Here is a 21,265-nt window from a genome sequence, read left to right as displayed (position 1 = left end):
CGCGGGGGGGGGGCGGGGGGGCGGGGGGGGGGGGCGGGGGGGCCCCGCGAAAGGGGCGCAAAGCGCCCCTAGCTCAACCTTCAAAGCTCGTTAAGCCTCCAACTCGACCAACACTGTCCCTTCGCTGACCATATCCCCCTCCTGGCAGAACAGTGCCTTCACTGTCCCGGAGTGCGGCGCCCGAATGCTGTGCTCCATCTTCATCGCCTCCAGCACCACCAGCGCGGTACCGGCCTCGACCACCTGCCCCGGCTCCACCAGTACCCGCACGATACTCCCGTTCATTGGCGCACCCAGCCCGCCCTGATGGCTGTGGCTGGCTTCCGCCGCCGCAATCGGGTCATGGACGCTGACCGCATGCAACTCACCCTGGCACTGCAGGTACAGCGTGCCGCCCCGACGCACCGCCAGGTGACGACGGCGCAGGCCGTCCACGTCATGACACAGCTGCTCCCCCTCCAGGCGATAAGTCGAAGGCGCGCTGCGCTCCAGTGCCACCGCCTGTTCATGCCCGTCGCACTGCAAATGCAGGCTGCTGCGCGCCGGCAAGCCCAGGCGCAGGCCATCACGGGCCGCCCACGGTGAAGCGCGGTCGTCCTGGCGCTGCAGCGCTGGCTCGCCTTGCAGCCACGCCTCGGCGGCGGCTTCCCAGAATTGCGCCGGCAGCGCCTGGGGCGCAGGCAGCAACACGTCCTGATGACGCGGAATGAACCCGGTGTCCAGTTCCGCCTGGGCAAACGCCGGGTGCGCAAGGATGCGACGCAGGAAGGCGATATTGGTCTTCAGCCCGCCAATGGCGAACTCATCGAGCATCGCCAGCAACCGCAGGCGCGCCTGCTCGCGGTCCTGGCCCCAGGCGATCAGCTTGCCCAGCATCGGGTCATAGAACGGCGACACCACGTCGCCTTCGCTGACGCCGCTGTCCACCCGGCGGCCTTCGCCCGGTGCCGACTCGCGGTACAGCGCCAGGGTGCCGGTGGCCGGCAGGAACTCGTTGGCCGGATCCTCCGCATACAGCCGCACCTCGATGGCATGGCCGATCAGCGGTACTTGCTCCTGGGTGATCGGCAGCGGCTCGCCGCAGGCCACGCGGATCTGCCAGGCCACCAGGTCGAGCCCGGTGATGGCCTCGGTGACCGGATGCTCCACCTGCAGGCGGGTGTTCATCTCCATGAAGAAGAACTCGCCGCGGGCATCGAGCAGGAACTCGACAGTGCCGGCGCCCACGTAGCCGATGGCCTGGGCGGCGCGCACCGCGGCCTCGCCCATGGCCTTGCGCAGCTCGGGAGAGAGGCCCGGTGCCGGCGCTTCCTCGACCACTTTCTGGTGGCGGCGCTGGATCGAGCAGTCGCGCTCGTTGAGGTACAGGCAGTTGCCGTGCTGGTCGGCGAACACCTGGATCTCCACATGACGCGGCTTGAGCACGTACTTCTCGACCAACATGCGCGCATCGCCGAACGACGACTGCGCCTCGCGTTGCGCCGAGGCCAGGGCGTCGGCCAGCTGGCTCTCGTCCTCGACCACCTTCATGCCCTTGCCGCCGCCCCCGGCGCTGGCCTTGAGCAGCACCGGGTAGCCAATGCGCTCGGCGGCGGCGCGGAAGGTCTCCAGGTCCTGGGCCTCGCCGTGGTAGCCCGGCACCAGCGGCACGCCGGCGGACTCCATCAGCGCCTTGGCCGCCGACTTGCTGCCCATGGCGTCGATGGCGCTGGCCGGTGGGCCGAGGAAGATCAGACCGGCCTGTTCGATGGCGCGGGCAAAACCGGCGTTCTCCGACAGGAAGCCATAGCCCGGGTGGATCGCCTGGGCGCCGCTGGCCTTGGCGGCGTCGAGCAGCTTGTCGATCACCAGGTAGCTTTCGGCGGCCTTGGTGCCACCGAGGTCTACACGGATATCGGCTTCGCGGCTATGGCGCGCATCGCGGTCGGTGGCGCTGTGCACGGCCACGGTGGTCAGGCCCATGGCCTTGGCGGTGCGCATCACCCGGCAGGCGATCTCGCCGCGGTTGGCGACCAGCAGGGTGGTCAGCGTGGGTCGGCTCATGAGCGCGGCTCCTTGTTGTCTTGCCAGGCGGGGCGGCGTTTTTCCAGGAAGGCGCGCAGGCCCTCCTGGCCTTCGGCGCTGACGCGGATGCGGGCGATGGTGTTCTCGCAGTAGCGACGCAGGGCCGGACTCAGCTCGCCGGCGTCCACTTCGCGCAGCAGGTCCTTGGTGGCGCGCAGCGCCTGCGGGCTGTTCTGCAGCAGGTTATCGACCCAGGCTTCGACCTGGGCGTCCAGCTCGGCGGCCGGGTATACCTCGGCCAGCAGGCCCAGGTCGCGGGCGCGCACGCCGCTGAAACGCTCGGCGGTAAGGGCATAGCGGCGGGCGGCGCGCTCGCCGATGGCCTTGACCACGAACGGGCTGATCACCGCCGGGGCCAGGCCGATGCGCACTTCCGACAGGCACAGCTGCGCGTCCTCGGCGCCGATGGCCATGTCGCAGCAACTGATCAGCCCCAGCGCGCCACCGAAAGCGGCGCCTTGCACCACGGCCAGGGTCGGCGTCTTGAGCCGGTGCAGGGCATACATCAGCTCGCCCAGTTCGTGAGCGTCGTCCAGGTTGGTGTTGAAGTCCAGCTGCGCCGACTGCTGCATCCAGGCCAGGTCCGCGCCGGCGCTGAAGTGCCGGCCACGGCCGCGCAGCACCACGAAGCGCAGGCTGGCGTCTTCGGCCAGCTGGTCGAGGGCGACGATCAGTTCGCGGATCATCTGCGCATTGAAGGCGTTGTTCTTGTCTTCCCGGCTCAGCCACAGGGTGGCGAAGCCGCGAGGGTCCTTGACCAGTTCAAGGGTGGCGAATTCGCTCATGGGTCACATCCGGAAAATGCCGAAGCGGCTCTGTTCGATCGGGGCGTTCAGCGCGGCGGACAACGCCAGGCCGAGCACGTCGCGGGTCTGCGCCGGGTCGATGACGCCGTCGTCCCACAGCCGGGCGCTGGAGTAGTAGGGGTGACCCTGGCGCTCGTACTGGTCGAGGATCGGCTGCTTGAGCTTCTTCTCGTCTTCGCTGCTGAACACCTCACCGCTGCGCTCGCTTTGCTCGCGCTTGACCTGGGCCAGCACGCCAGCCGCCTGTTCGGCGCCCATCACGCCGATGCGGGCGTTGGGCCACATCCACAGGAAGCGCGGGTCGTAGGCGCGGCCGCACATGCCGTAGTTACCGGCGCCGAAGCTGCCGCCGATGATCACCGTGAACTTCGGCACCTGGGCGCAGGCCACCGCGGTCACCAGCTTGGCGCCGTGCTTGGCGATGCCGCCTTCCTCGTACTTCTTGCCGACCATGAAGCCGGTGATGTTCTGCAAGAACAGCAGCGGTATGCCGCGCTGGCAGGCCAGCTCGATGAAGTGCGCGCCTTTTTGTGCAGCTTCGGCGAAGAGGATGCCATTGTTGGCCAGGATCGCCACCGGGTAGCCGTGCAGGTGGGCGAAGCCGCACACCAGGGTGGTGCCGAACAGCGCCTTGAACTCATCGAACACCGAGCCATCGACCAGCCGCGCGATCACCTCGCGCACATCGAACGGCTGCTTGGCGTCGGCCGGGACCACGCCGTACAGCTCCTCGGCGTTGTACAGCGGTGCGATCGGCGCCTGGCATTGCAGCTTGCCCTGCTTGTGCCAGTTGAGGTTGGCGACGCTGCGCCGGGCGATGGCCAGGGCGTGCTCGTCGTTGTCGGCGTAGTGGTCGGCCACGCCGCTGGTGCGGCAGTGCACGTCGGCGCCGCCGAGGTCCTCGGCGCTGACCACTTCACCGGTCGCGGCTTTCACCAAGGGTGGGCCTGCGAGGAAGATGGTCGCCTGCTGGCGCACCATGATCGCTTCGTCGGCCATGGCCGGCACATAGGCGCCGCCGGCGGTGCACGAGCCCATCACCACGGCGATCTGCGGTATCCCCAGGGCGCTCATGTTGGCCTGGTTGAAGAAGATCCGGCCGAAGTGCTCGCGGTCGGGGAACACTTCGTCCTGGCGCGGCAGGTTGGCGCCGCCGGAGTCCACCAGGTAGATGCACGGCAGGCGGTTCTGCAAGGCGATGGTCTGGGCGCGCAGGTGCTTTTTCACCGTCAGCGGGTAATAGGAGCCGCCTTTGACCGTGGCGTCGTTGGCCACGATCATGCACTCCACGCCTTCGACGCGGCCGATGCCGGCGATCACGCCGGCGGCCGGCACGTCTTCGCCGTACACCTCATGGGCGGCCAGCTGGCCGATCTCGAGAAACGCCGAGCCCGGGTCGAGCAGGCGGTCGATTCGCTCGCGGGGCAGCAGCTTGCCCCGCGAGGTATGCCGCTCCTGGGCCTTCGGTCCGCCGCCCTGACTGACCTGGGCGAGCAGGCCGCGCAGGGCCTGGACCTGTTCGAGCATGGCCGCGCTATTGCTGGCGAATTCCGCCGAGCGCGGGTTGATCTGGGTATGCAAGGTAGCCATGGACGCCGGTTCCTTGTGCTCAGCGGGTTTCGTTGAACAGTTCGCGGCCGATCAGCATCCGGCGGATCTCGCTGGTGCCGGCGCCGATCTCGTACAGCTTGGCGTCGCGCAGCAGGCGGCCGGCCGGGAACTCGTTGATGTAGCCGTTGCCGCCAAGGATCTGGATCGCTTCCAGGGCCATCTGCGTGGCGCGCTCGGCGGTGTAGAGGATCACCCCGGCGGCGTCCTTGCGGGTGGTTTCGCTGCGGTCGCAGGCCTGGGCCACGGCGTACAGGTAGGCGCGGCTGGCGTTGAGCTGGGTGTACATGTCGGCGATCTTGCCCTGGATCAGCTGGAACTCGCCGATGCTCTGGCCGAACTGCTTGCGGTCATGGATGTACGGGACTACCAGGTCCATGCAGCTCTGCATGATGCCGGTGGGGCCGCCGGCGAGCACCACGCGCTCGTAGTCCAGGCCGCTCATCAGCACGCGCACGCCGCCGTTGAGCTGGCCGAGGATGTTTTCTTCCGGTACTTCGACGTCATCGAAGAACAGCTCGCAGGTGTTGGAACCGCGCATGCCGAGCTTGTCGAACTTGTTGCTGCGAGTGAAGCCTTTCCAGTCGCGCTCGACGATGAACGCGGTGATGCCGTGGGGGCCCTTGTCCAGGTCGGTCTTGGCGTAGATCACGTAGGTGTTGGCGTCGGGGCCGTTGGTGATCCAGGTCTTGCTGCCGTTGAGCACGTAGCGGTCGCCGCGTTTTTCGGCGCGCAGCTTCATCGACACCACATCGGAGCCGGCGTTGGGCTCGCTCATGGCCAGGGCGCCGATGTGCTCGCCGCTGATCAGCTTGGGCAGGTACTTGAGCTTCTGCTCGTGGGTGCCGTTGCGGTTGATCTGGTTGACGCACAGGTTGGAGTGGGCGCCGTACGACAAGGCCACCGAGGCCGAGGCGCGGCTGATTTCTTCCATCGACACCACGTGGGCCAAGTAGCCCAGGCCGGCGCCGCCGTATTCTTCCGGCACGGTGATGCCCAAGAGGCCCATGTCGCCGAACTTGCGCCACATGTCGGCGGGGAACAGGTTGTCGTGGTCGATCTGCGCGGCGCGCGGGGCCAGTTCGGCGGCGACGAAGGTGCGCACCTGGTCGCGGAGCATGTCGATGGTTTCGCCCAGGGCGAAGTTCAGGCTGGGGTAATGCATGGGAGGCACCTTCTTGTTCTTGAAATTCGAGGTACCACGCCGGCCCTGTAGGAGCGGGCTTGCCCCGCGATGCCCGTCAGAACGGCCAGCAGTACTGCCTGGTCCGGCCTCATCGCGGGGCAAGCCCGCTCCTACAGGGTCGGCGTGATGCGTGGTTGACGTTAACGTAAACCTGCCTTCCGGGGCTGTCAATCGGAACGTCACCTTTACGTAAACGTAAATCTGCGCCAGAGTAATTGCCGCCTGCTTCAGTCATGCCCAGAACAACCACAAGAAGGGACAACCATGCCTCAACCAAGCTACACGCGCGGCCGTCAAGACAAACCATTGCTCACCCTGACCATCGGCCAGGTCTTCGATGCCACCGTCGCCCTTCACGGCGAGCGCGAGGCGCTGGTGGTGCGCCACCAGGGCGTGCGCTACAGCTGGCGCGAGCTGGCCGCCGAGGTCGATGTGCATGCCCGGGCCTTGATGGCGCTGGGCGTGGAGGTGGGCGAGCGGGTCGGCATCTGGGCGCCCAACTGCGCCCAGTGGTGCATCCTGCAACTGGCCACGGCCAAGGTCGGCGCGATCCTGGTCAACATCAACCCGGCCTATCGGGTGGGCGAGCTGGAATACGTGCTGCGCCAGTCCGGCTGCCGCTGGCTGGCGTGCGCCGATGCCTTCAAGACCTCCGACTACCACGCGATGGTGCAGGAGCTGGTACCTGAGCTGGCGGTCCATGCCGTGGGCGAGCTGGCCAGCGAACGCCTGCCCGACCTGCGCGGGGTGATCAGCCTGGCCGCCGAGCCGCCTGCGGGCTTCCTGCCCTGGACCGCGCTGGCCGGGCGGGCAGGGCAGGTGGAACTCACCGCCTACGAGGCCCGGCAACAGGGCCTGCAGTTCGACCAGCCGGTGAACATCCAGTACACCTCCGGCACCACCGGCGCGCCCAAGGGCGCGACCCTGAGCCACTACAACCTGCTCAACAACGGCTACATGGTCGGCGAGAGTCTGGGCCTGACCGAGCAGGACCGCATGGTGATCCCGGTGCCGCTGTACCACTGTTTCGGCATGGTCATGGGCAATCTCGGTTGCATCACCCACGGCAGCACCCTGATCTACCCCAACGACGCCTTCGACGCCGAACTCACCCTGCGCGCCGTGGCCGAGGAGCGCGCCAGCATCCTCTATGGCGTGCCGACCATGTTCATCGCCATGCTCGATCACCCCAGCCGCCCCGTGCTGGACCTGTCCAGCCTGCGCAGCGGCATCATGGCCGGTGCCACCTGCCCGATCGAGGTGATGCGCAAGGTCATCGAGCAGATGCACATGGCCGAGGTACAGATCGCCTATGGCATGACCGAAACCAGCCCGGTCTCGCTGCAGACAGGTCCCGACGATGGCCTGGAGCTGCGCGTGACCACCGTGGGCCGCACCCAGCCGCAGCTGGAGACCAAGCTGGTAGACGCCGACGGGCGCATCGTTGCCCGGGGCGAGATCGGCGAGCTGTGCACCCGGGGCTACAGCGTGATGCTCGGTTACTGGGACAACCTGCAGGCCACCCATGACGCCATCGATCCGGCCGGATGGATGCACACCGGCGACCTGGCGGTGATGGACGATGACGGCTATGTGCGCATCGTCGGGCGCAACAAGGACATGATCATTCGCGGTGGCGAGAACATCTATCCGCGCGAGCTCGAGGAGTTCTTCCACACCCACCCGGCGGTGGCCGAGGCGCAGGTGGTGGGGATTCCGTGCAGCAGGTATGGCGAGGAGGTGGTGGCGTGGATTCGCCTGCATCCCGGACACAGCGCCAGTGCCGAGGAACTGCAACAGTGGTGCAAGGCGCGGCTGGCGCATTTCAAGACGCCACGGCATTTCCGCTTCGTCGATGAGTTTCCGATGACGGTGACGGGGAAGGTGCAGAAGTTCCGGATGCGCGAAATCAGCGTGGAGGAGCTGGGGGGCTAGGCATCGCCTTGTAGACCAGGTCGACCAGCTCGGCAAAGGTGGTGTAGGTCTGGACTTGATCGGGGATGAAGATGCCGAATGTCTCCTCCACGATGGCTTGCAGTTCCACCACGTCGAAACTGTCGGCGCCCAGTTCGTCCATGGCGATGTTCGGGCGGATTCGGTGCAGGCTCTGTTCGAGGAAGCCGGCGAGGATCCATTGCAGGTGGAAGGCGATGTAGAGGCGCGAGCGCATGCCGGAGGTGACCGTCAGAGGGCGGTGCTTCTCTTTACGTGGCTTCGTGAGCGGGCGCCACTGGCAGAAATGCCAGGTGTATCGGACGCAACTTTGTGCTGTCAGGACCGGCCTCATCGCGGGGCAAGCCCGCTCCCACAAGTGCCGTGTCGCCTGCGTGGGAGCGGGCTAGCCCCGCGATGGGGCCGACTCAGGCGGTCAACATTCCACAACCTTGTCTATCCTCTACCTTTCATCGGCGGCTCCTCGCTCGGCGGGTCGCCCACGGTCGGCGGCAGGGTCGGCTTGATCGGCAGCTCGTCCGGATCCTCTTCAGGCACCGGCGGCGGCAAGGTCGGGTCGTCGATGTTCGGGTCGGGTGTCTCCGGTGGAATGGGAATGTTCATGGGCCTGGCCTCGCGGGATGAATGAAGAGGTGTCGCAGGCTTTGACCCAGGCCTGCGCCCGACGCTCATTTTTTTTGAACCCCCGCGCCCGACCACGGCTCTGAACCCTTACCGCCACCAGCCCAGGGGAGCAGGTCGATGTCTGGTAAAGAGCCGTTCGAAAGCGTGCCCATGGCCAACGATCACCCGGACCAGGCCATCAGCCTGTCCCAGGCGCTGCTGGCGCCGCGCATCGTGATCGAGGACGCAAGCCCGGTGCTCGACGGCGGCACCTTCGCCGCCAAGGCGGTGCGCGGGCACAAGGTCGAGGTGACGGCCAAGGTCTACAGCGACGGCCACGACCGCCTGGCGGTAAGCCTGAACTGGCGCCAGGCCCACAGCCGGCGTTGGCACTGCGTGGCGATGCACTCGCCGGGCAACGACCTGTGGCTGGCGGACTTCACCCCCACCGATCTGGGCTTGCACCTGTTCAGCATCGAGGCCTGGATCGACCCTTTCGCCACCTACTGCCATGACCTGGAGAAGAAGTACGCCGCCGGTGTGGACGTGAAACTCGAACTGGAGGAGGGCCGGCTGCTGCTGGGCCAGGGCATCGAGCGCAGCGACGGGCTTTTGCGCGAGCAACTCGAGAGCTTGCAACAGCGCCTGCCGGATTTGCCGATGGATGAACAGGTGATGTTGCTGCTGCACCCCGACGCGGCCCAGCTGATGGCCGAGGCCGAGCACCGCAGCTACCTCACCCGCAGCCGCGAGTTCCCCCTGGATGTGGACCGCGAGGCGGCGCTGTTCGCCAGCTGGTACGAACTGTTCCCGCGCTCGATCACTGACGATGCCGAACGCCACGGCACCTTCGACGACGTGCACCAGCGCCTGCCGATGATCCGCGACATGGGCTTCGACGTGCTGTACTTCCCGCCGATCCACCCCATCGGCATGAAGCACCGCAAGGGCCGCAACAACGCCTTGCAGGCCGAGCCCGGCGACCCCGGCAGCCCTTACGCCATCGGCAGCCCCGAGGGCGGGCACGACGCCATACACCCACAGCTGGGCAGCCGCGAGGACTTCCGCCGGCTGGTCGCCGCCGCCGCCGAGCATGGGCTGGAGATCGCCCTGGACTTCGCCATCCAGTGCTCCCAGGACCACCCCTGGCTCACGGAGCACCCCGGCTGGTTCAGTTGGCGCCCCGACGGCAGCATCCGTTACGCCGAGAACCCGCCGAAGAAGTACCAGGACATCGTCAACGTCGACTTCTACGCCCCCGAATCGGTGCCGAGCCTGTGGCTGGCCTTGCGCGACGTGGTGGTCGGCTGGGTGGAGGAGGGCGTGAAGACCTTCCGCGTCGACAACCCGCACACCAAGCCGCTGCCGTTCTGGCAATGGCTGATCGCCAATGTGCGCAGCCGGCATCCCGAGGTGATCTTCCTCGCCGAGGCCTTCACCCGCCCGGCGATGATGGCGCGCCTGGGCAAGGTCGGTTATGCCCAGAGCTACACCTATTTCACCTGGCGCAACAGCAAGCAGGAACTGCGCGAGTACTTCGAGCAGCTCAACCAGCCGCCGTGGAGCCAGTGCTACCGGCCCAACTTCTTCGTCAACACGCCGGACATCAACCCGTACTTCCTGCAGACCTCGGGCCGCCCCGGCTTTCTCATCCGCGCCGCGCTGGCAACCATGGGCTCGGGCCTGTGGGGCATGTATTCGGGCTTCGAGCTGTGCGAGGGCACGCCGCTGCCGGGCAAGGAGGAGTACCTGGATTCGGAGAAATACGAGATTCGCCCGCGCGATTTCACCCAGCCCGGCAACATCGTCGCCGAAATCGCCCAGCTCAACCGCATCCGCCGGCAGAACCGCGCCCTGCAGACTCACCTGGGGGTGGTGTTCCTCAACTGCTGGAACGATCAGATCCTGTATTTCGCCAAGCGCACGCCCGAGCGTGACAACGTCATCCTGGTGGCCATCAGCCTCGATCCGTACAACGCCCAGGAGGGCAGTTTCGAGCTGCCGTTGTGGGAGTTGGGGCTGGACGACAACGCCGACACCCAGGGCGAGGACCTGATGAATGGCCACCGCTGGACCTGGCATGGCAAGACCCAGTGGATGCGCATCGAACCGTGGCACCAGCCGTTTGGTATCTGGCGCATCGAGAAGCTCCGCTAATCCCCTGTAGGAGCGGCCTTGTGCCGCGAAAGGGGCGCGAAGCGGCCCCAGGTTCTTAGCGACATGACAGATTGCTGGGGCTGCTACGCAGCCCTTTCGCGGCACAAGGCCGCTCCTACAGGGAGTGTGCCGAACCGGAAAATGAAAGGAGTCGCACATGGCCAAGCGTTCCCGCCCGGCAGCCTTCATCGACGATCCGCTGTGGTACAAGGACGCGGTGATCTACCAGTTGCACGTGAAATCGTTCTTCGATTCCAACAACGACGGCATCGGCGATTTCGCAGGGCTTATCGGCAAGCTCGACTACATCGCCGAACTTGGCGTCAACACCCTCTGGCTGCTGCCGTTCTACCCCTCGCCCCGGCGCGACGACGGCTACGACATCGCCGAGTACAAGGCCGTGCACCCGGACTACGGCAGCCTCGCCGATGCCAGGCGCTTCATCGCCGAGGCCCACAAGCGCGGCCTGCGGGTGATCACGGAGCTTGTCATCAACCACACCTCCGACCAGCACCCCTGGTTCCAGCGCGCCCGCCACGCCAGGCGCGGCAGCAAGGCCCGGGACTTCTACGTGTGGTCCGACGACGAGCAAAAGTACGACGGCACACGGATCATCTTCCTCGACACCGAGAAGTCCAACTGGACCTGGGACCCGGTCGCCGGCCAGTATTTCTGGCACCGCTTCTACTCGCACCAGCCGGACCTGAACTTCGACAACCCGCAAGTGCTCAAGGCCGTGATCGGCGTGATGCGCTACTGGCTCGACATCGGCGTCGACGGCCTGCGCCTGGATGCCATCCCGTACCTGATCGAGCGCGACGGCACCAACAACGAGAACCTCCCCGAAACCCACACCGTGCTCAAGGCCATCCGCGCCGAGATCGACGCCAACTACCCCGACCGCATGCTGCTGGCCGAGGCCAACCAGTGGCCGGAGGACACCCGCCCGTACTTCGGTGAAGGCGACGGCGACGAATGCCACATGGCCTTCCACTTCCCGTTGATGCCGCGCATGTACATGGCCCTGGCCATGGAGGACCGCTTCCCGATCACCGATATCCTGCGCCAGACCCCGGAGATCCCGGCCAACTGCCAATGGGCGATCTTCCTGCGCAACCACGATGAACTGACCCTGGAGATGGTCACCGACCGCGAGCGCGACTACCTGTGGAACTACTACGCCGAGGACCGCCGCGCGCGCATCAACCTCGGCATCCGCCGGCGCCTGGCGCCGTTGCTGCAGCGCGACCGGCGGCGCATCGAACTGCTGACCAGCCTGCTGCTGTCGATGCCCGGCACCCCGACCCTGTACTACGGCGACGAGCTGGGCATGGGCGACAACATCTACCTGGGCGACCGCGACGGCGTGCGCACGCCCATGCAATGGTCGCCGGACCGCAACGGCGGTTTCTCCCGGGCCGATCCGCAGCGCCTGGTGCTGCCGCCGATCATGGACCCGCTGTACGGCTACCAGACCATCAACGTCGAGGCCCAGGCCCACGACCCGCATTCATTGCTCAACTGGAACCGCCGCCTGCTGGCGGTGCGCAGCCAGCAGAAAGCCTTTGGCCGGGGCAGCATGAAGATGCTGACGCCGAGCAATCGACGGATTCTCGCCTATATCCGCGAATACACCGATGCCGACGGCAACAGCGAGATTGTGCTGTGCGTGGCCAATGTCTCGCGGGCGGCCCAGGCGGCGGAACTGGAGTTGTCGCAGTACGCCGGCAAGGTGCCAGTGGAAATGCTCGGCGGCAGCGCCTTCCCGCCCATCGGCCAGCTGCCGTTCCTGCTGACCCTGCCGCCCTATGGTTTCTACTGGTTCCTGCTGGCCAGCCACGACCGCATGCCGAGCTGGCATGTCCAGCCTGCCGAGGGTCTGCCCGAGCTGACCACCCTGGTGCTGCGCAAGCGCATGGAGGAGCTGCTCGAGTCGCCATCGCGCGAGACCTTGCAGGCATCCATCCTGCCGCAATACCTGCCCAAGCGCCGCTGGTTTGCCGGCAAGGAAGGGCCCATTGACCAGGTACGCCTGAGCTATGGCGTGCGCTTCGCCACCACGGCGCTGCCGGTGCTGCTCGCCGAGCTGGAGGTGTACAGCGAGGGCGTCGTCACTCACTACCAGTTGCCCTTCGGCCTGCTGCCGGAGGAGCAGATCAACGCGGCGCTGCCTCAGCAACTGGCGCTGTCGCGGGTGCGCCGTGGCCGCCAGGTGGGGCTGATCACCGATGCCTTCGTGCTCGAACCGTTCATTCGCGCCGTGCTCAAGGGCTGCCAGGAGGGCCTGCGCCTGCCCTGTGGCGATGGCCTGGGCGAGCTGCATTTCCATCGCACCGAGGCATTGGCCGCGCTGCAGCTCGATGAGCAGAGCGAGGTGCGCTACCTGGGCGCCGAGCAGTCCAACAGCTCGGTGGTGGTCGGCGGCAGCCTGGTGCTCAAGCTGATCCGCCGGGTGAACCCGGGGGTGCATCCGGAGCTTGAGATGAGCGCCTACCTGACCGCTGCGGGCTTTGCCAATATCTCGCCCCTGCTGGCCTGGATCAGCCGTGTCGATGACAGTGGCCAGCCCCATCTGCTGATGATCGCCCAGGGCTACCTGAGCAACCAGGGCGACGCCTGGGATTGGACGCAGAACACCCTGGAACGGGCGATTCGCGACCAGATGGAACCGGGTAGCGTCGAACAGGAGGCGCATACCGATGCCCTGGCCGAGCTGACCGGCTTCGCCGCCTTGCTCGGCCAACGCCTGGGCGAGATGCATCTGCTGCTGGCCGCGCCGAGCGACGACAAGGCGTTCCAGTCTCGTCCGAGCGATGCCCAGGACAGCGAGCGCTGGAGCCGGCAGATCAGCGCCGACCTGACCCGTGCCCTCGACCTGCTGGCCCAGCACCGCGATACCCTGGACCGCGACAGCCAGGCCCTGGTCGACGACCTGCAGCAACAGCGTGAAGGCCTGCAGCAGCACGTCGACAACCTCGCCCGGCAGGCCCGGGGCGGCCTGCTGATGCGCGTGCACGGCGACCTGCACCTGGGCCAGGTGCTGGTGGTGCAGGGCGACGCCTACCTGATCGATTTCGAGGGCGAGCCGGCGCGCCCGCTGGACGAGCGCCGGGCGAAACACAGCCCGTACAAGGATGTCAGCGGCGTGCTGCGCTCCTTCGACTATGCTGCTGCGATGATCCTGCGCAGCGCCTCGGCGGTCGACCTGTCCGACGCGGCGCGCCAGGCCCGGCAGCGGGTCGCCCGGCAGTACCTGCATCAGTCGCGTCACGCCTTCGTCGAAGCCTACGGGCTGGCTACCGCTGCCATGCCCCACGCCTGGCAGCAGGCCGAGGGCGAACGCGCGGCGCTGGAGCTGTTCTGCCTGGAGAAGGCCGCCTACGAAATCACCTATGAAGCCGAAAACCGGCCAAGTTGGCTGGCCGTGCCTTTGCATGGTCTGCATGGACTGATCAGTACCTGGGGGGAGGGGTGAGCCATTCCAGGTTGAACACGAATCTCTGTGGGAGCGGGCTTGCCCGCGAACACCGGCAAAGCCGGTGCCATGTACCAAGTCGCCTGCTTCGCGGGCAAGCCCGCTCCCACAGAGGCCCGGATGGGCAGCATTGAATAATTTGATAAGGGGCAGTGAGATGAATGCAACCACGCGTGACAACGGCGGCCTTCGGCAACGGGACCTCGACGCCCTGGTCCGCGCCGAGCACGCCGACCCATTTGCCGTGCTGGGTCCCCATGGCGACGGTGCGGGCGGCCTGTTCGTCCGCGCTTTCCTGCCTAATGCCCTGAATGCACGACTGCTGACGCGCCAGGATGGGCAAGTGCTTGCCGAAATGGTGCAGGGCAGCGTGCCGGGGCTGTTCACCGCGCACCTCGATGAGGCACAGGCCTACCTGCTGCAGATCGGCTGGGCCGGCGGCGAGCAGGTGACCGAGGACCCCTACAGCTTTGGCCCGCAACTGGGCGACATGGACATGCATCTGTTCGCCGAAGGCAACCACCGCGACCTGGCCGGGCGCTTCGGCGCCCAGCCGACGCAAGTGGAAGGCATCGCGGGGGTGTGTTTCTCGGTCTGGGCGCCCAACGCCAGGCGGGTGTCGGTGGTCGGCGACTTCAACAACTGGGACGGCCGCCGTCACCCCATGCGCCTGCGCCACGGTGCCGGGGTGTGGGAGCTGTTCGTGCCCAGGCTCGGCGTGGGCGAGACTTACAAGTTCGAAGTATTGGGCGCGGACGGCGTGCTGCCACTCAAGGCCGACCCCCTGGCCCGTGCCACCGAACTGCCGCCGAGCACCGCCTCGAAGGTGGCCGGTGCCCTGGCCCACGACTGGCGCGATGGCCAGTGGATGGAGCAGCGCGCCCAACGGCATGCCTACAGCGCGCCGCTGTCGATCTACGAACTGCACGTCGGCTCCTGGCGCTGCGAGCTGGACGATGCCGGCGAAGTCGCGCGCTTCTACAACTGGCGCGAGCTGGCCGAGCGCCTGGTGCCCTACGTGCAGGAGCTGGGCTTCACCCATATCGAACTGATGCCGATCATGGAACACCCCTTCGGCGGCTCCTGGGGCTACCAGCCGCTGTCGCTGTTCGCGCCGACCTCGCGCTATGGCAGCGCCGAGGACTTCGCCTTCTTCGTCGATGCCTGCCACCAGGGCGGCATCGGCGTGCTCCTCGACTGGGTGCCGGCGCATTTCCCCACCGACGAGCATGGCCTGGCGCGCTTCGACGGCACCGCGCTGTACGAGTACGACAACCCGCTGGAAGGCTTCCACCAGGACTGGAACACGCTGATCTACAACCTCGGTCGCAACGAGGTGCGCGGCTTCATGCTGGCCTCGGCGCTGCACTGGCTCAAGCACTTCCACATCGACGGCCTGCGCGTGGACGCGGTGGCCTCGATGCTTTACCGCGATTATTCGCGCAAGGCCGGCGAATGGGTGCCCAACCGCCACGGCGGGCGCGAGAACCTCGAGGCCATCGACTTCATCCGCCACCTCAACGGCGTCGCCGCCCATGAGGCGCCGGGCGCGTTGATCATCGCCGAGGAGTCCACCGCCTGGCCCGGCGTCAGCCAGCCGGTGCAGCAGGGCGGCCTGGGCTTCGCCTACAAGTGGAACATGGGCTGGATGCACGACACCCTGCACTACATCCAGAACGATCCGGTGCACCGAACCTACCACCACAACGAGATGAGTTTCGGGCTGATCTACGCCTATTCCGAGCATTTCATCCTGCCGATCTCCCACGACGAAGTGGTCCACGGCAAGCATTCGCTGATCGACAAGATGCCCGGCGATCGCTGGCAGAAGTTCGCCAACCTGCGGGCGTACCTGGCGTTCATGTGGACCCACCCGGGCAAGAAGCTGCTGTTCATGGGCTGCGAGTTCGGCCAGTGGCGCGAGTGGAACCATGACCAGCAACTGGACTGGTACCTGCTGCAGTACTCCGAGCACCAGGGCGTGCAGAAGCTGGTGGCCGACCTCAACCGCCTGTACCGCGAACTGCCGGCGTTGCACGAGCTGGACTGCCAGCCCCAGGGCTTCCAGTGGCTGATCGGCGACGACGCGCATAACAGCGTGTACGCCTGGTTGCGCTGGAGCAGCCAGGGCGAGCCACTGCTGGTGGTGGCCAACTTCACGCCGGTGCCGCGGGAGGGTTACCGCATTGGCGTGCCGTTTGGCGAGCACTGGCAAGAATTGCTCAATAGCGATGCCGAGCTGTATGCCGGGTCGAACGTGGGGAACCTGGGGGCGGTAGCCAGCGAAGCGATCGCCAGCCATGGCCAGCCATTGTCGCTGGCGCTGAACCTGCCGCCGTTGGGGGTGTTGGTGATGAAGCCGGCCTGATGGGTTTCTCTCTCCCTGTAGGAGCGGCCTTGTGCCGCGAAAGGGCTGCAAAGCAGCCCCGGCGATTGATGCATCAACGCTGAAATCCTGGGGCCGCTTTGCGGCCCTTTCGCGGCACAAGGCCGCTCCTACAGGAGTGCGGTGGTCGTCTACCAACGCATCCTGACCCCCAAACTGCCAATCAACCCGTTCAGGTCATTGTCATCCACATCGGAGCTGTAGTCGGCACTGACGAACAGCGCCACGTTCGGCGTCACCCGCGCCACCAGGCCCAAGCCCAGTTCCACCGTGGCGGCGCTGCGCGAGCTGGAGATCTTGTCGACCTGGTCCAGCTTCACCGGGTCGGCGTTGCTGAAGTCGTACCAGACGTTGGTGCGCACATAGGGTTCGATGGGCATGCCGCGCACTTCGTAGCGCGCCGACAGCTTGGCACCGACCCGGCCGCTCCAGCTGGGCTGGCTGTCGAAGGCCTGCAGGGTTTCCTCCTGCACCTGGCTACCGGGGAAGAACTGCTGGTTGATCAACTGCGCCTGGGGCTCGATCACCCAGCCGGCGCCCAGGCCGATGGGGTAGCCGCCCTCCACCGAGAAGGTCATCGCGTGGCCGCTGTCATCGAGCCGCTGGCCGGCCTGGGAGCGGCCGTTGACGTCGATGCGCGTGCCCATGGCCACGGCGTCCACGTGCCAGCCCTGCTCGTGGGTCATGCTCCAGTACACGCCCAGGCTCTCGCCGCTGAGGTTGACCGCGTCGCGCTGCTTGTCGCCCAGCAGCGGGCGCATGCCGTTGAAGGTGCTCTGCAGGTTGTTGTGGCCGACGAAGATCCCCGCGCGGTGCACGTTGCCGCCGCTGGTTTCACGCACGAACAAGTCCGGTCCGATCATCATCTGCTGGCTGGGCGCCTCCACCTGCGCCGGCGGCTGGGCGCCCGGGCGCGGCGCGCCGGGGAAGAACTGCGCCCACTGGCTGGCGATATGGTCGCTGTCGGGCTGGCCATGACGTTCACCCATGCGCTCGGAGAAGGCGCTGAGCAGGCCCTGGTTGAGGCCGCTGACGCTGACCGGATCGAGCGACAATCGTGGCACCTCGGGCTGCGCCAGGACAGGGGCGAAGGGTTCGCCCTCCTGCGATTCGAAGGCGAAGGTTTCCACCGGGGTTGCCAAGAGCAGCGACGTGGAAACCGCACAGAAAAAAGCGTCGAAGCGCGAGGGATTCGAGGTGCTTTTCATGGCGGATCTCCTGTTGATGTATGAGTGAACAGCCCAAGACCTGGCCTGATGTCACGAGCTGTACGACAAGAACAGGGGGCGACAGGTACCAGCGCACCAGCCTTCTGCAGAGCGCACGAGGGCGCGCGCTAGAGGCCCGGCACGAGTTTTTACGTCTGGTGATTACTGTTCAGCTAAGGAGAGGACGGCGCTTGCGTCAAGAAAGCGTGAAAGGATCGAAAAATGCCTGTTTGACTATTTAACTTGTTGAATTTGCGTAAATTTGAAAGACGCATATCGATAATGGTGATTTACCGCCTCGCGGCTATGCCGAATCGTTGCTACAACCGCACTTCTACCGCCAGCGGCAGATGGTCGGACAGGTGGGTCCAGGGCTTGTTGCCGAGGATTCTCGGTGCGTGGCTATCGGCGTTGCGCAGGTAGATGCGGTCCAGGCGCAGCAGCGGCAGGCGCGCGGGGTAGGTGCGGGCCAGCAGGCCGTGGTGGCGCTCGAAGGCCTCGTGCAGGCCGTGCTGCAGCCCGAGGGTGTGGTTGCCGCGCAGCTGCCAGTCGTTGAAGTCGCCGGCGATGATCACCGGGGCGTTGGCGGGCAGGGCGTCGAGCAGCCGGCGCAGCAGGTGCAGCTGTTGCTGGCGGTGGCGCTCGAGCAACGACAGGTGCACGCAGATGGCATGCACCTGGCGCTGCCCGGGCAGGTCCAGCACGCAGTGCAGCAGGCCGCGGCGCTCGGGGCCGGTGATCGACACGTCGAGGTTGCGGTGCTCGATGATCGGGTACTTGGACAGCAGCGCGTTGCCGTGGTGGCCGTCTGGGTAGACTGCGTTGCGGCCGTAGGCGAAGTCGCTCCACATGCTGTCGGCGAGGAACTCGTACTGCGAGGTCCGTGGCCAGCCGGGGTAGCGCGCGGCATGGCGGTCGTGGCTGCCGAGCACTTCCTGGAGGAACACGATGTCGGCCTCGGTGCTGCGCACCGCCTCGCGCAGCTCCGGCAGGATGAAGCGCCGGTTGAAGGCGGTGAAGCCCTTGTGGGTGTTGACCGTCAGCACCTTGACCCGATGCACGGCCGGGGCCTGGTTGACGTTGGCGAAACCTGGACTGCTCACGACGGCTCCTGTTGGTAAATCCCGTTGCGGGGGCGGGTTTCGTGGGAGCGGGCTTGCCCCGCGATGGGGGCCAACTGAACAGCTCGATGGCCTTCTCGGCCCTCATCGCGGGGCAAGCCCGCTCCCACGAAGCCCTATCCCACGCAGTGTAGGACCGAAAACGCCCATTGCCGGTTCAGTCCTCCTCCCGCTGCAGCACCAGCAACAGCAACGACCGCCCCTTGACCTCGAACACCGTGTCGAACGCCAGGTGCTGCGGCTTGCGCAGCTCGGGTCGGTCGGTGTCCACCAGGCAGCTCCAGTAGTCGCCCTCCGGCACCGCCGGCAGGGTGAACGGCACCACGTCGTGATAGGCGTTGACAATCAACAGCATGGTTGCCTCGGCGCCCGGCCGGGCGATGCCGCTGACCTGGGCGCGGCCGTCCATCAGCATGCCCAGGCAGCGCCCGTGCGGGTCCTCCCACTGCTCGACGGTCATCTCGCTGGCATCCGGGGCCAGCCAGGTGACGTCCTTGACCCCGATCGCCTCGTTGTAGTCGCCGACCAGAAAGCGCGAGCGGCGCAGGATCGGGTAGGCCAGGCGCAGGCGGGTCAGGCGCCTGACGAAGGCCATCAGCGCCTTGCCATCCTCATCCAGGTCCCAGTTCACCCAGCCGATCTCGCTGTCCTGGCAGTAGGCGTTGTTGTTGCCGTGCTGGGTGCGGCTGAACTCGTCGCCGGCGACGATCATCGGCGTGCCCTGGGCCAGCAGCAAGGTGGCGAAGTAGTTGCGCATCTGGCGCATGCGCAGGGCATTGATCGCCGGGTCGTCGGTGGGGCCTTCGACGCCGCAGTTCCACGACAGGTTGTTGTTGGTGCCGTCCTGGTTGTTCTCGTCGTTGTCCTCGTTGTGCTTGTCGTTGTACGACACCAGGTCGCGCAGGGTGAAACCGTCATGGGCGGTGACGAAGTTGACCGAGGCATAGGGGCGCCGGCCACGGTTGTTGAACAGGTCGCCCGAGGCGGTGATGCGCGAGGCGAAGTCGGCGAGCATGCCTTCGTCGCCCTTCCAGAAGCTGCGCACGGTGTCGCGGAAGCGATCGTTCCACTCGGCCCAGCCGGGGGCGAAGTTGCCCACCTGGTAGCCGCCCGGGCCGCAGTCCCAAGGTTCGGCGATCAGCTTGGTCTGGCTGAGCATCGGGTCCTGGCGGCAGGCGACGAGAAAACCGTGACGCTCGCTGTAGCCGTCGTGATAGCGGCCGAGAATGGTCGCCAGGTCGAAGCGAAAGCCGTCCACGTGCATCTCGCCGGCCCAGTAGCGCAGCGAATCGGTGACCAGTTGCAGCACCCGGGGGTGGCTCAGGTCGAGGGTGTTGCCGGTGCCCGAATCATTGATGTAGAAACGCCGGTCGTCGGGCATCAGGCGGTAGTACGAGGCGTTGTCGATGCCTCGCATCGACAGGGTCGGGCCGCGTTCGTTGCCCTCGGCGGTGTGGTTGTAGACCACGTCGAGGATCACCTCGAGCCCGGCGTCGTGCAGGTGCGCGACCATTTCCTTGAACTCGGCGATCTTGCCGCTGGCCAGGTAGCGCGGATGGGGCGCGAAGAAGGCGATGCTGTTGTAGCCCCAGTAGTTGTTCAGGCCCTTGTCCAGCAGGTGCTGGTCGTTGACAAAGGCGTGGATCGGCAGCAGTTCGATGCTCGACACGCCGAGTTCCTTGATATGCGCCAGCAGCTCGTCGTTGGCAAGCCCCGCGAAGGTGCCGCGCAGGTGCTCAGGCACCGCCGGATGGCGCATGCTGATGCCGCGGGTGTGAGCCTCGTAGATGATCGTGCGCTCCCAGGGGATCGACACGCGCTGGTCGCGGCCCCAGGTGAAAGCCGGGTCGATGACCTTGCACTTGGGCACGAACGGCGCGCTGTCGCGCTCGTCGAACGACAGGTCGGCGTCGGGGTGGCCGATGGTATAGCCGAACAGCGCCTCGGACCACTGCAGCGTGCCGACCAGCTGCTTGGCATAGGGATCGATCAGCAGTTTGTTGGGGTTGAAACGGTGGCCGTTCTCGGGCTCGTAGGGGCCGTGCACACGGTAGCCGTAGACCAGGCCCGGGTGGGCGTCGGGCAGGTAGCCGTGGTAGATCTCGTCGGTGTACTCGGGCAGCTCGATGCGCTCGATTTCCTCCTCGCCGCTGGGATCGAACAAGCACAGCTCGACCTTGGTGGCGTTGGCCGAGAACAGCGCGAAGTTGACCCCCAGGCCGTCCCAGGTGGCGCCGAGCGGAAAGGGCAGGCCTTCGCGGATGCGCGACGGGGCGACGGAGCGGGTCTTCTTCGGGGTGCGGGGGCTCATGGCGGTCCTCATGGTCCGGGGCGTTGCCTGGGTGTCAATGCGGGCCTCTTCGCGGGTAAACCCGCTCCCACAGGTGCATGCAACTCCCCTGTGGGAGCGGGTTTACCCGCGAAGAGGCCAGTGGAGTAATCAGCCGGCAGCGGGCTTTTTCACCGCCCGCGGTTTCTTGGCTGCCACCGGTTTCTCCACCGGCGCCGCTACCTTCGGCTTGGCCGCCGCCTTCTTGCGAGGCGCGGCCTTTGGCGCCAATGCCTCGGCCTCGGCCAGCTTGCGCGCCATCTGCCAATGACGGTCCTCTTGGCCCGCCGGCTTACCCTCCGACTCCCAGATCTGATACGCAAACTCGCGAATACGCTTTTCTTCGACACTCATCTCGACGCTCCTGAA

14 protein-coding genes are annotated in these 21,265 nt (G+C 66.4%); 4 read left to right on the top strand and 10 right to left on the bottom strand.

The features are described 5' to 3' along the window. Positions 1 to 90 precede the first annotated feature (90 nt). The 4 genes from POF53_RS22655 to POF53_RS22640 are packed head-to-tail and all read right to left on the bottom strand — an operon-like array spanning position 91 to position 5,643. A complete protein-coding gene (locus tag POF53_RS22655) occupies positions 91 to 2,043 on the bottom strand; it encodes an acetyl/propionyl/methylcrotonyl-CoA carboxylase subunit alpha (protein ID WP_498969533.1) in 1,953 nt (650 codons plus the stop codon). After that, positions 2,040 to 2,849, bottom strand: a complete 810-nt coding sequence (locus POF53_RS22650; protein WP_232855901.1) for a gamma-carboxygeranoyl-CoA hydratase — start codon at positions 2,847 to 2,849, stop codon at positions 2,040 to 2,042. The genes POF53_RS22655 and POF53_RS22650 overlap by 4 nt, the downstream gene beginning before the upstream one ends. A gap of 3 nt (positions 2,850 to 2,852) precedes the next feature. After that, on the bottom strand, positions 2,853 to 4,460 hold the full coding sequence (locus POF53_RS22645; protein WP_110733340.1) for a carboxyl transferase domain-containing protein: 1,608 nt from the start codon (positions 4,458 to 4,460) through the stop codon (positions 2,853 to 2,855). Positions 4,461 to 4,479: 19 nt separating this feature from the next. After that, complete coding sequence (locus POF53_RS22640; RefSeq protein ID WP_050706477.1) at positions 4,480 to 5,643, bottom strand: isovaleryl-CoA dehydrogenase; 1,164 nt, start codon at positions 5,641 to 5,643, stop codon at positions 4,480 to 4,482. 285 nt (positions 5,644 to 5,928) lie between these two features. On the opposite strand from POF53_RS22640, the gene POF53_RS22635 reads away from it, so the two are divergent. After that, positions 5,929 to 7,599, top strand: coding sequence for an AMP-binding protein (locus tag POF53_RS22635; RefSeq protein WP_498969531.1), 1,671 nt, complete (start codon positions 5,929 to 5,931; stop codon positions 7,597 to 7,599). On the opposite strand, the gene POF53_RS22630 is transcribed toward POF53_RS22635, so the two are convergent. Both POF53_RS22630 and POF53_RS22625 read right to left on the bottom strand, forming a co-directional pair. After that, on the bottom strand, positions 7,574 to 7,834 hold the full coding sequence (locus POF53_RS22630; protein WP_232855903.1) for an acyl carrier protein: 261 nt from the start codon (positions 7,832 to 7,834) through the stop codon (positions 7,574 to 7,576). The two genes, POF53_RS22635 and POF53_RS22630, sit on opposite strands and share 26 nt — an antisense overlap. A 218-nt stretch (positions 7,835 to 8,052) precedes the next feature. Next, a complete protein-coding gene (locus POF53_RS22625) occupies positions 8,053 to 8,220 on the bottom strand; it encodes a hypothetical protein (RefSeq protein WP_232855904.1) in 168 nt (55 codons plus the stop codon). Between the two features lie 138 nt (positions 8,221 to 8,358). Between POF53_RS22625 and POF53_RS22620 the strand changes: the two genes are divergently transcribed. The 3 genes from POF53_RS22620 (at position 8,359) to glgB (ending at position 16,220) form a co-directional block, all read left to right on the top strand. Then, entirely contained in the window at positions 8,359 to 10,377 is a 2,019-nt protein-coding gene (locus POF53_RS22620) for an alpha-1,4-glucan--maltose-1-phosphate maltosyltransferase (RefSeq protein WP_232855905.1), read from the top strand. A gap of 157 nt (positions 10,378 to 10,534) precedes the next feature. Beyond that, on the top strand, positions 10,535 to 13,852 hold the full coding sequence (treS, locus tag POF53_RS22615) for a maltose alpha-D-glucosyltransferase (protein ID WP_232855906.1): 3,318 nt from the start codon (positions 10,535 to 10,537) through the stop codon (positions 13,850 to 13,852). A gap of 157 nt (positions 13,853 to 14,009) precedes the next feature. Continuing rightward, positions 14,010 to 16,220, top strand: coding sequence for a 1,4-alpha-glucan branching protein GlgB (glgB, locus tag POF53_RS22610; RefSeq protein WP_232855907.1), 2,211 nt, complete (start codon positions 14,010 to 14,012; stop codon positions 16,218 to 16,220). A 149-nt stretch (positions 16,221 to 16,369) separates the two neighbouring features. On the opposite strand, the gene POF53_RS22605 is transcribed toward glgB, so the two are convergent. The 4 genes from POF53_RS22605 to POF53_RS22590 form a co-directional block, all read right to left on the bottom strand. Beyond that, a complete protein-coding gene (locus tag POF53_RS22605) occupies positions 16,370 to 17,446 on the bottom strand; it encodes an autotransporter domain-containing protein (RefSeq protein ID WP_232855908.1) in 1,077 nt (358 codons plus the stop codon). 320 nt (positions 17,447 to 17,766) lie between these two features. Further along, positions 17,767 to 18,549: an endonuclease/exonuclease/phosphatase family protein gene (locus tag POF53_RS22600; RefSeq protein WP_254464663.1), complete on the bottom strand. Its 783-nt coding sequence runs from the start codon at positions 18,547 to 18,549 to the stop codon at positions 17,767 to 17,769. 175 nt (positions 18,550 to 18,724) lie between these two features. Beyond that, positions 18,725 to 20,878, bottom strand: a complete 2,154-nt coding sequence (gene glgX, locus POF53_RS22595) for a glycogen debranching protein GlgX (RefSeq protein ID WP_498969525.1) — start codon at positions 20,876 to 20,878, stop codon at positions 18,725 to 18,727. A gap of 129 nt (positions 20,879 to 21,007) precedes the next feature. Next, positions 21,008 to 21,250, bottom strand: a complete 243-nt coding sequence (locus POF53_RS22590) for a DUF2934 domain-containing protein (protein WP_203647330.1) — start codon at positions 21,248 to 21,250, stop codon at positions 21,008 to 21,010. Between the last annotated feature and the right edge of the window lie 15 nt (positions 21,251 to 21,265).

It is taken from the genome of Mitsuaria sp. RG (assembly GCF_028369275.1).
Taxonomy (GTDB): domain Bacteria; phylum Pseudomonadota; class Gammaproteobacteria; order Pseudomonadales; family Pseudomonadaceae; genus Aquipseudomonas; species Aquipseudomonas peradeniyensis.
This window is presented reverse-complemented; position numbering and strand designations above follow the sequence as displayed.

Excerpts from the sequence above, each read along its gene's own strand:
- POF53_RS22655 (WP_498969533.1), bottom strand. The coding sequence starts at position 2,043 with ATGAGCCGACCCACGCTGACCACCCTGCTGGTCGCCAACCGCGGCGAG.
- POF53_RS22650 (WP_232855901.1), bottom strand. The coding sequence starts at position 2,849 with ATGAGCGAATTCGCCACCCTTGAACTGGTCAAGGACCCTCGCGGCTTC.
- POF53_RS22645 (WP_110733340.1), bottom strand. The coding sequence starts at position 4,460 with ATGGCTACCTTGCATACCCAGATCAACCCGCGCTCGGCGGAATTCGCC.
- POF53_RS22640 (WP_050706477.1), bottom strand. The coding sequence starts at position 5,643 with ATGCATTACCCCAGCCTGAACTTCGCCCTGGGCGAAACCATCGACATG.
- POF53_RS22635 (WP_498969531.1), top strand. The coding sequence starts at position 5,929 with ATGCCTCAACCAAGCTACACGCGCGGCCGTCAAGACAAACCATTGCTC.
- POF53_RS22630 (WP_232855903.1), bottom strand. The coding sequence starts at position 7,834 with ATGCGCTCGCGCCTCTACATCGCCTTCCACCTGCAATGGATCCTCGCC.
- POF53_RS22625 (WP_232855904.1), bottom strand. The coding sequence starts at position 8,220 with ATGAACATTCCCATTCCACCGGAGACACCCGACCCGAACATCGACGAC.
- POF53_RS22620 (WP_232855905.1), top strand. The coding sequence starts at position 8,359 with ATGTCTGGTAAAGAGCCGTTCGAAAGCGTGCCCATGGCCAACGATCAC.
- treS (WP_232855906.1), top strand. The coding sequence starts at position 10,535 with ATGGCCAAGCGTTCCCGCCCGGCAGCCTTCATCGACGATCCGCTGTGG.
- glgB (WP_232855907.1), top strand. The coding sequence starts at position 14,010 with ATGAATGCAACCACGCGTGACAACGGCGGCCTTCGGCAACGGGACCTC.
- POF53_RS22605 (WP_232855908.1), bottom strand. The coding sequence starts at position 17,446 with ATGAAAAGCACCTCGAATCCCTCGCGCTTCGACGCTTTTTTCTGTGCG.
- glgX (WP_498969525.1), bottom strand. The coding sequence starts at position 20,878 with ATGAGCCCCCGCACCCCGAAGAAGACCCGCTCCGTCGCCCCGTCGCGC.
- POF53_RS22590 (WP_203647330.1), bottom strand. The coding sequence starts at position 21,250 with ATGAGTGTCGAAGAAAAGCGTATTCGCGAGTTTGCGTATCAGATCTGG.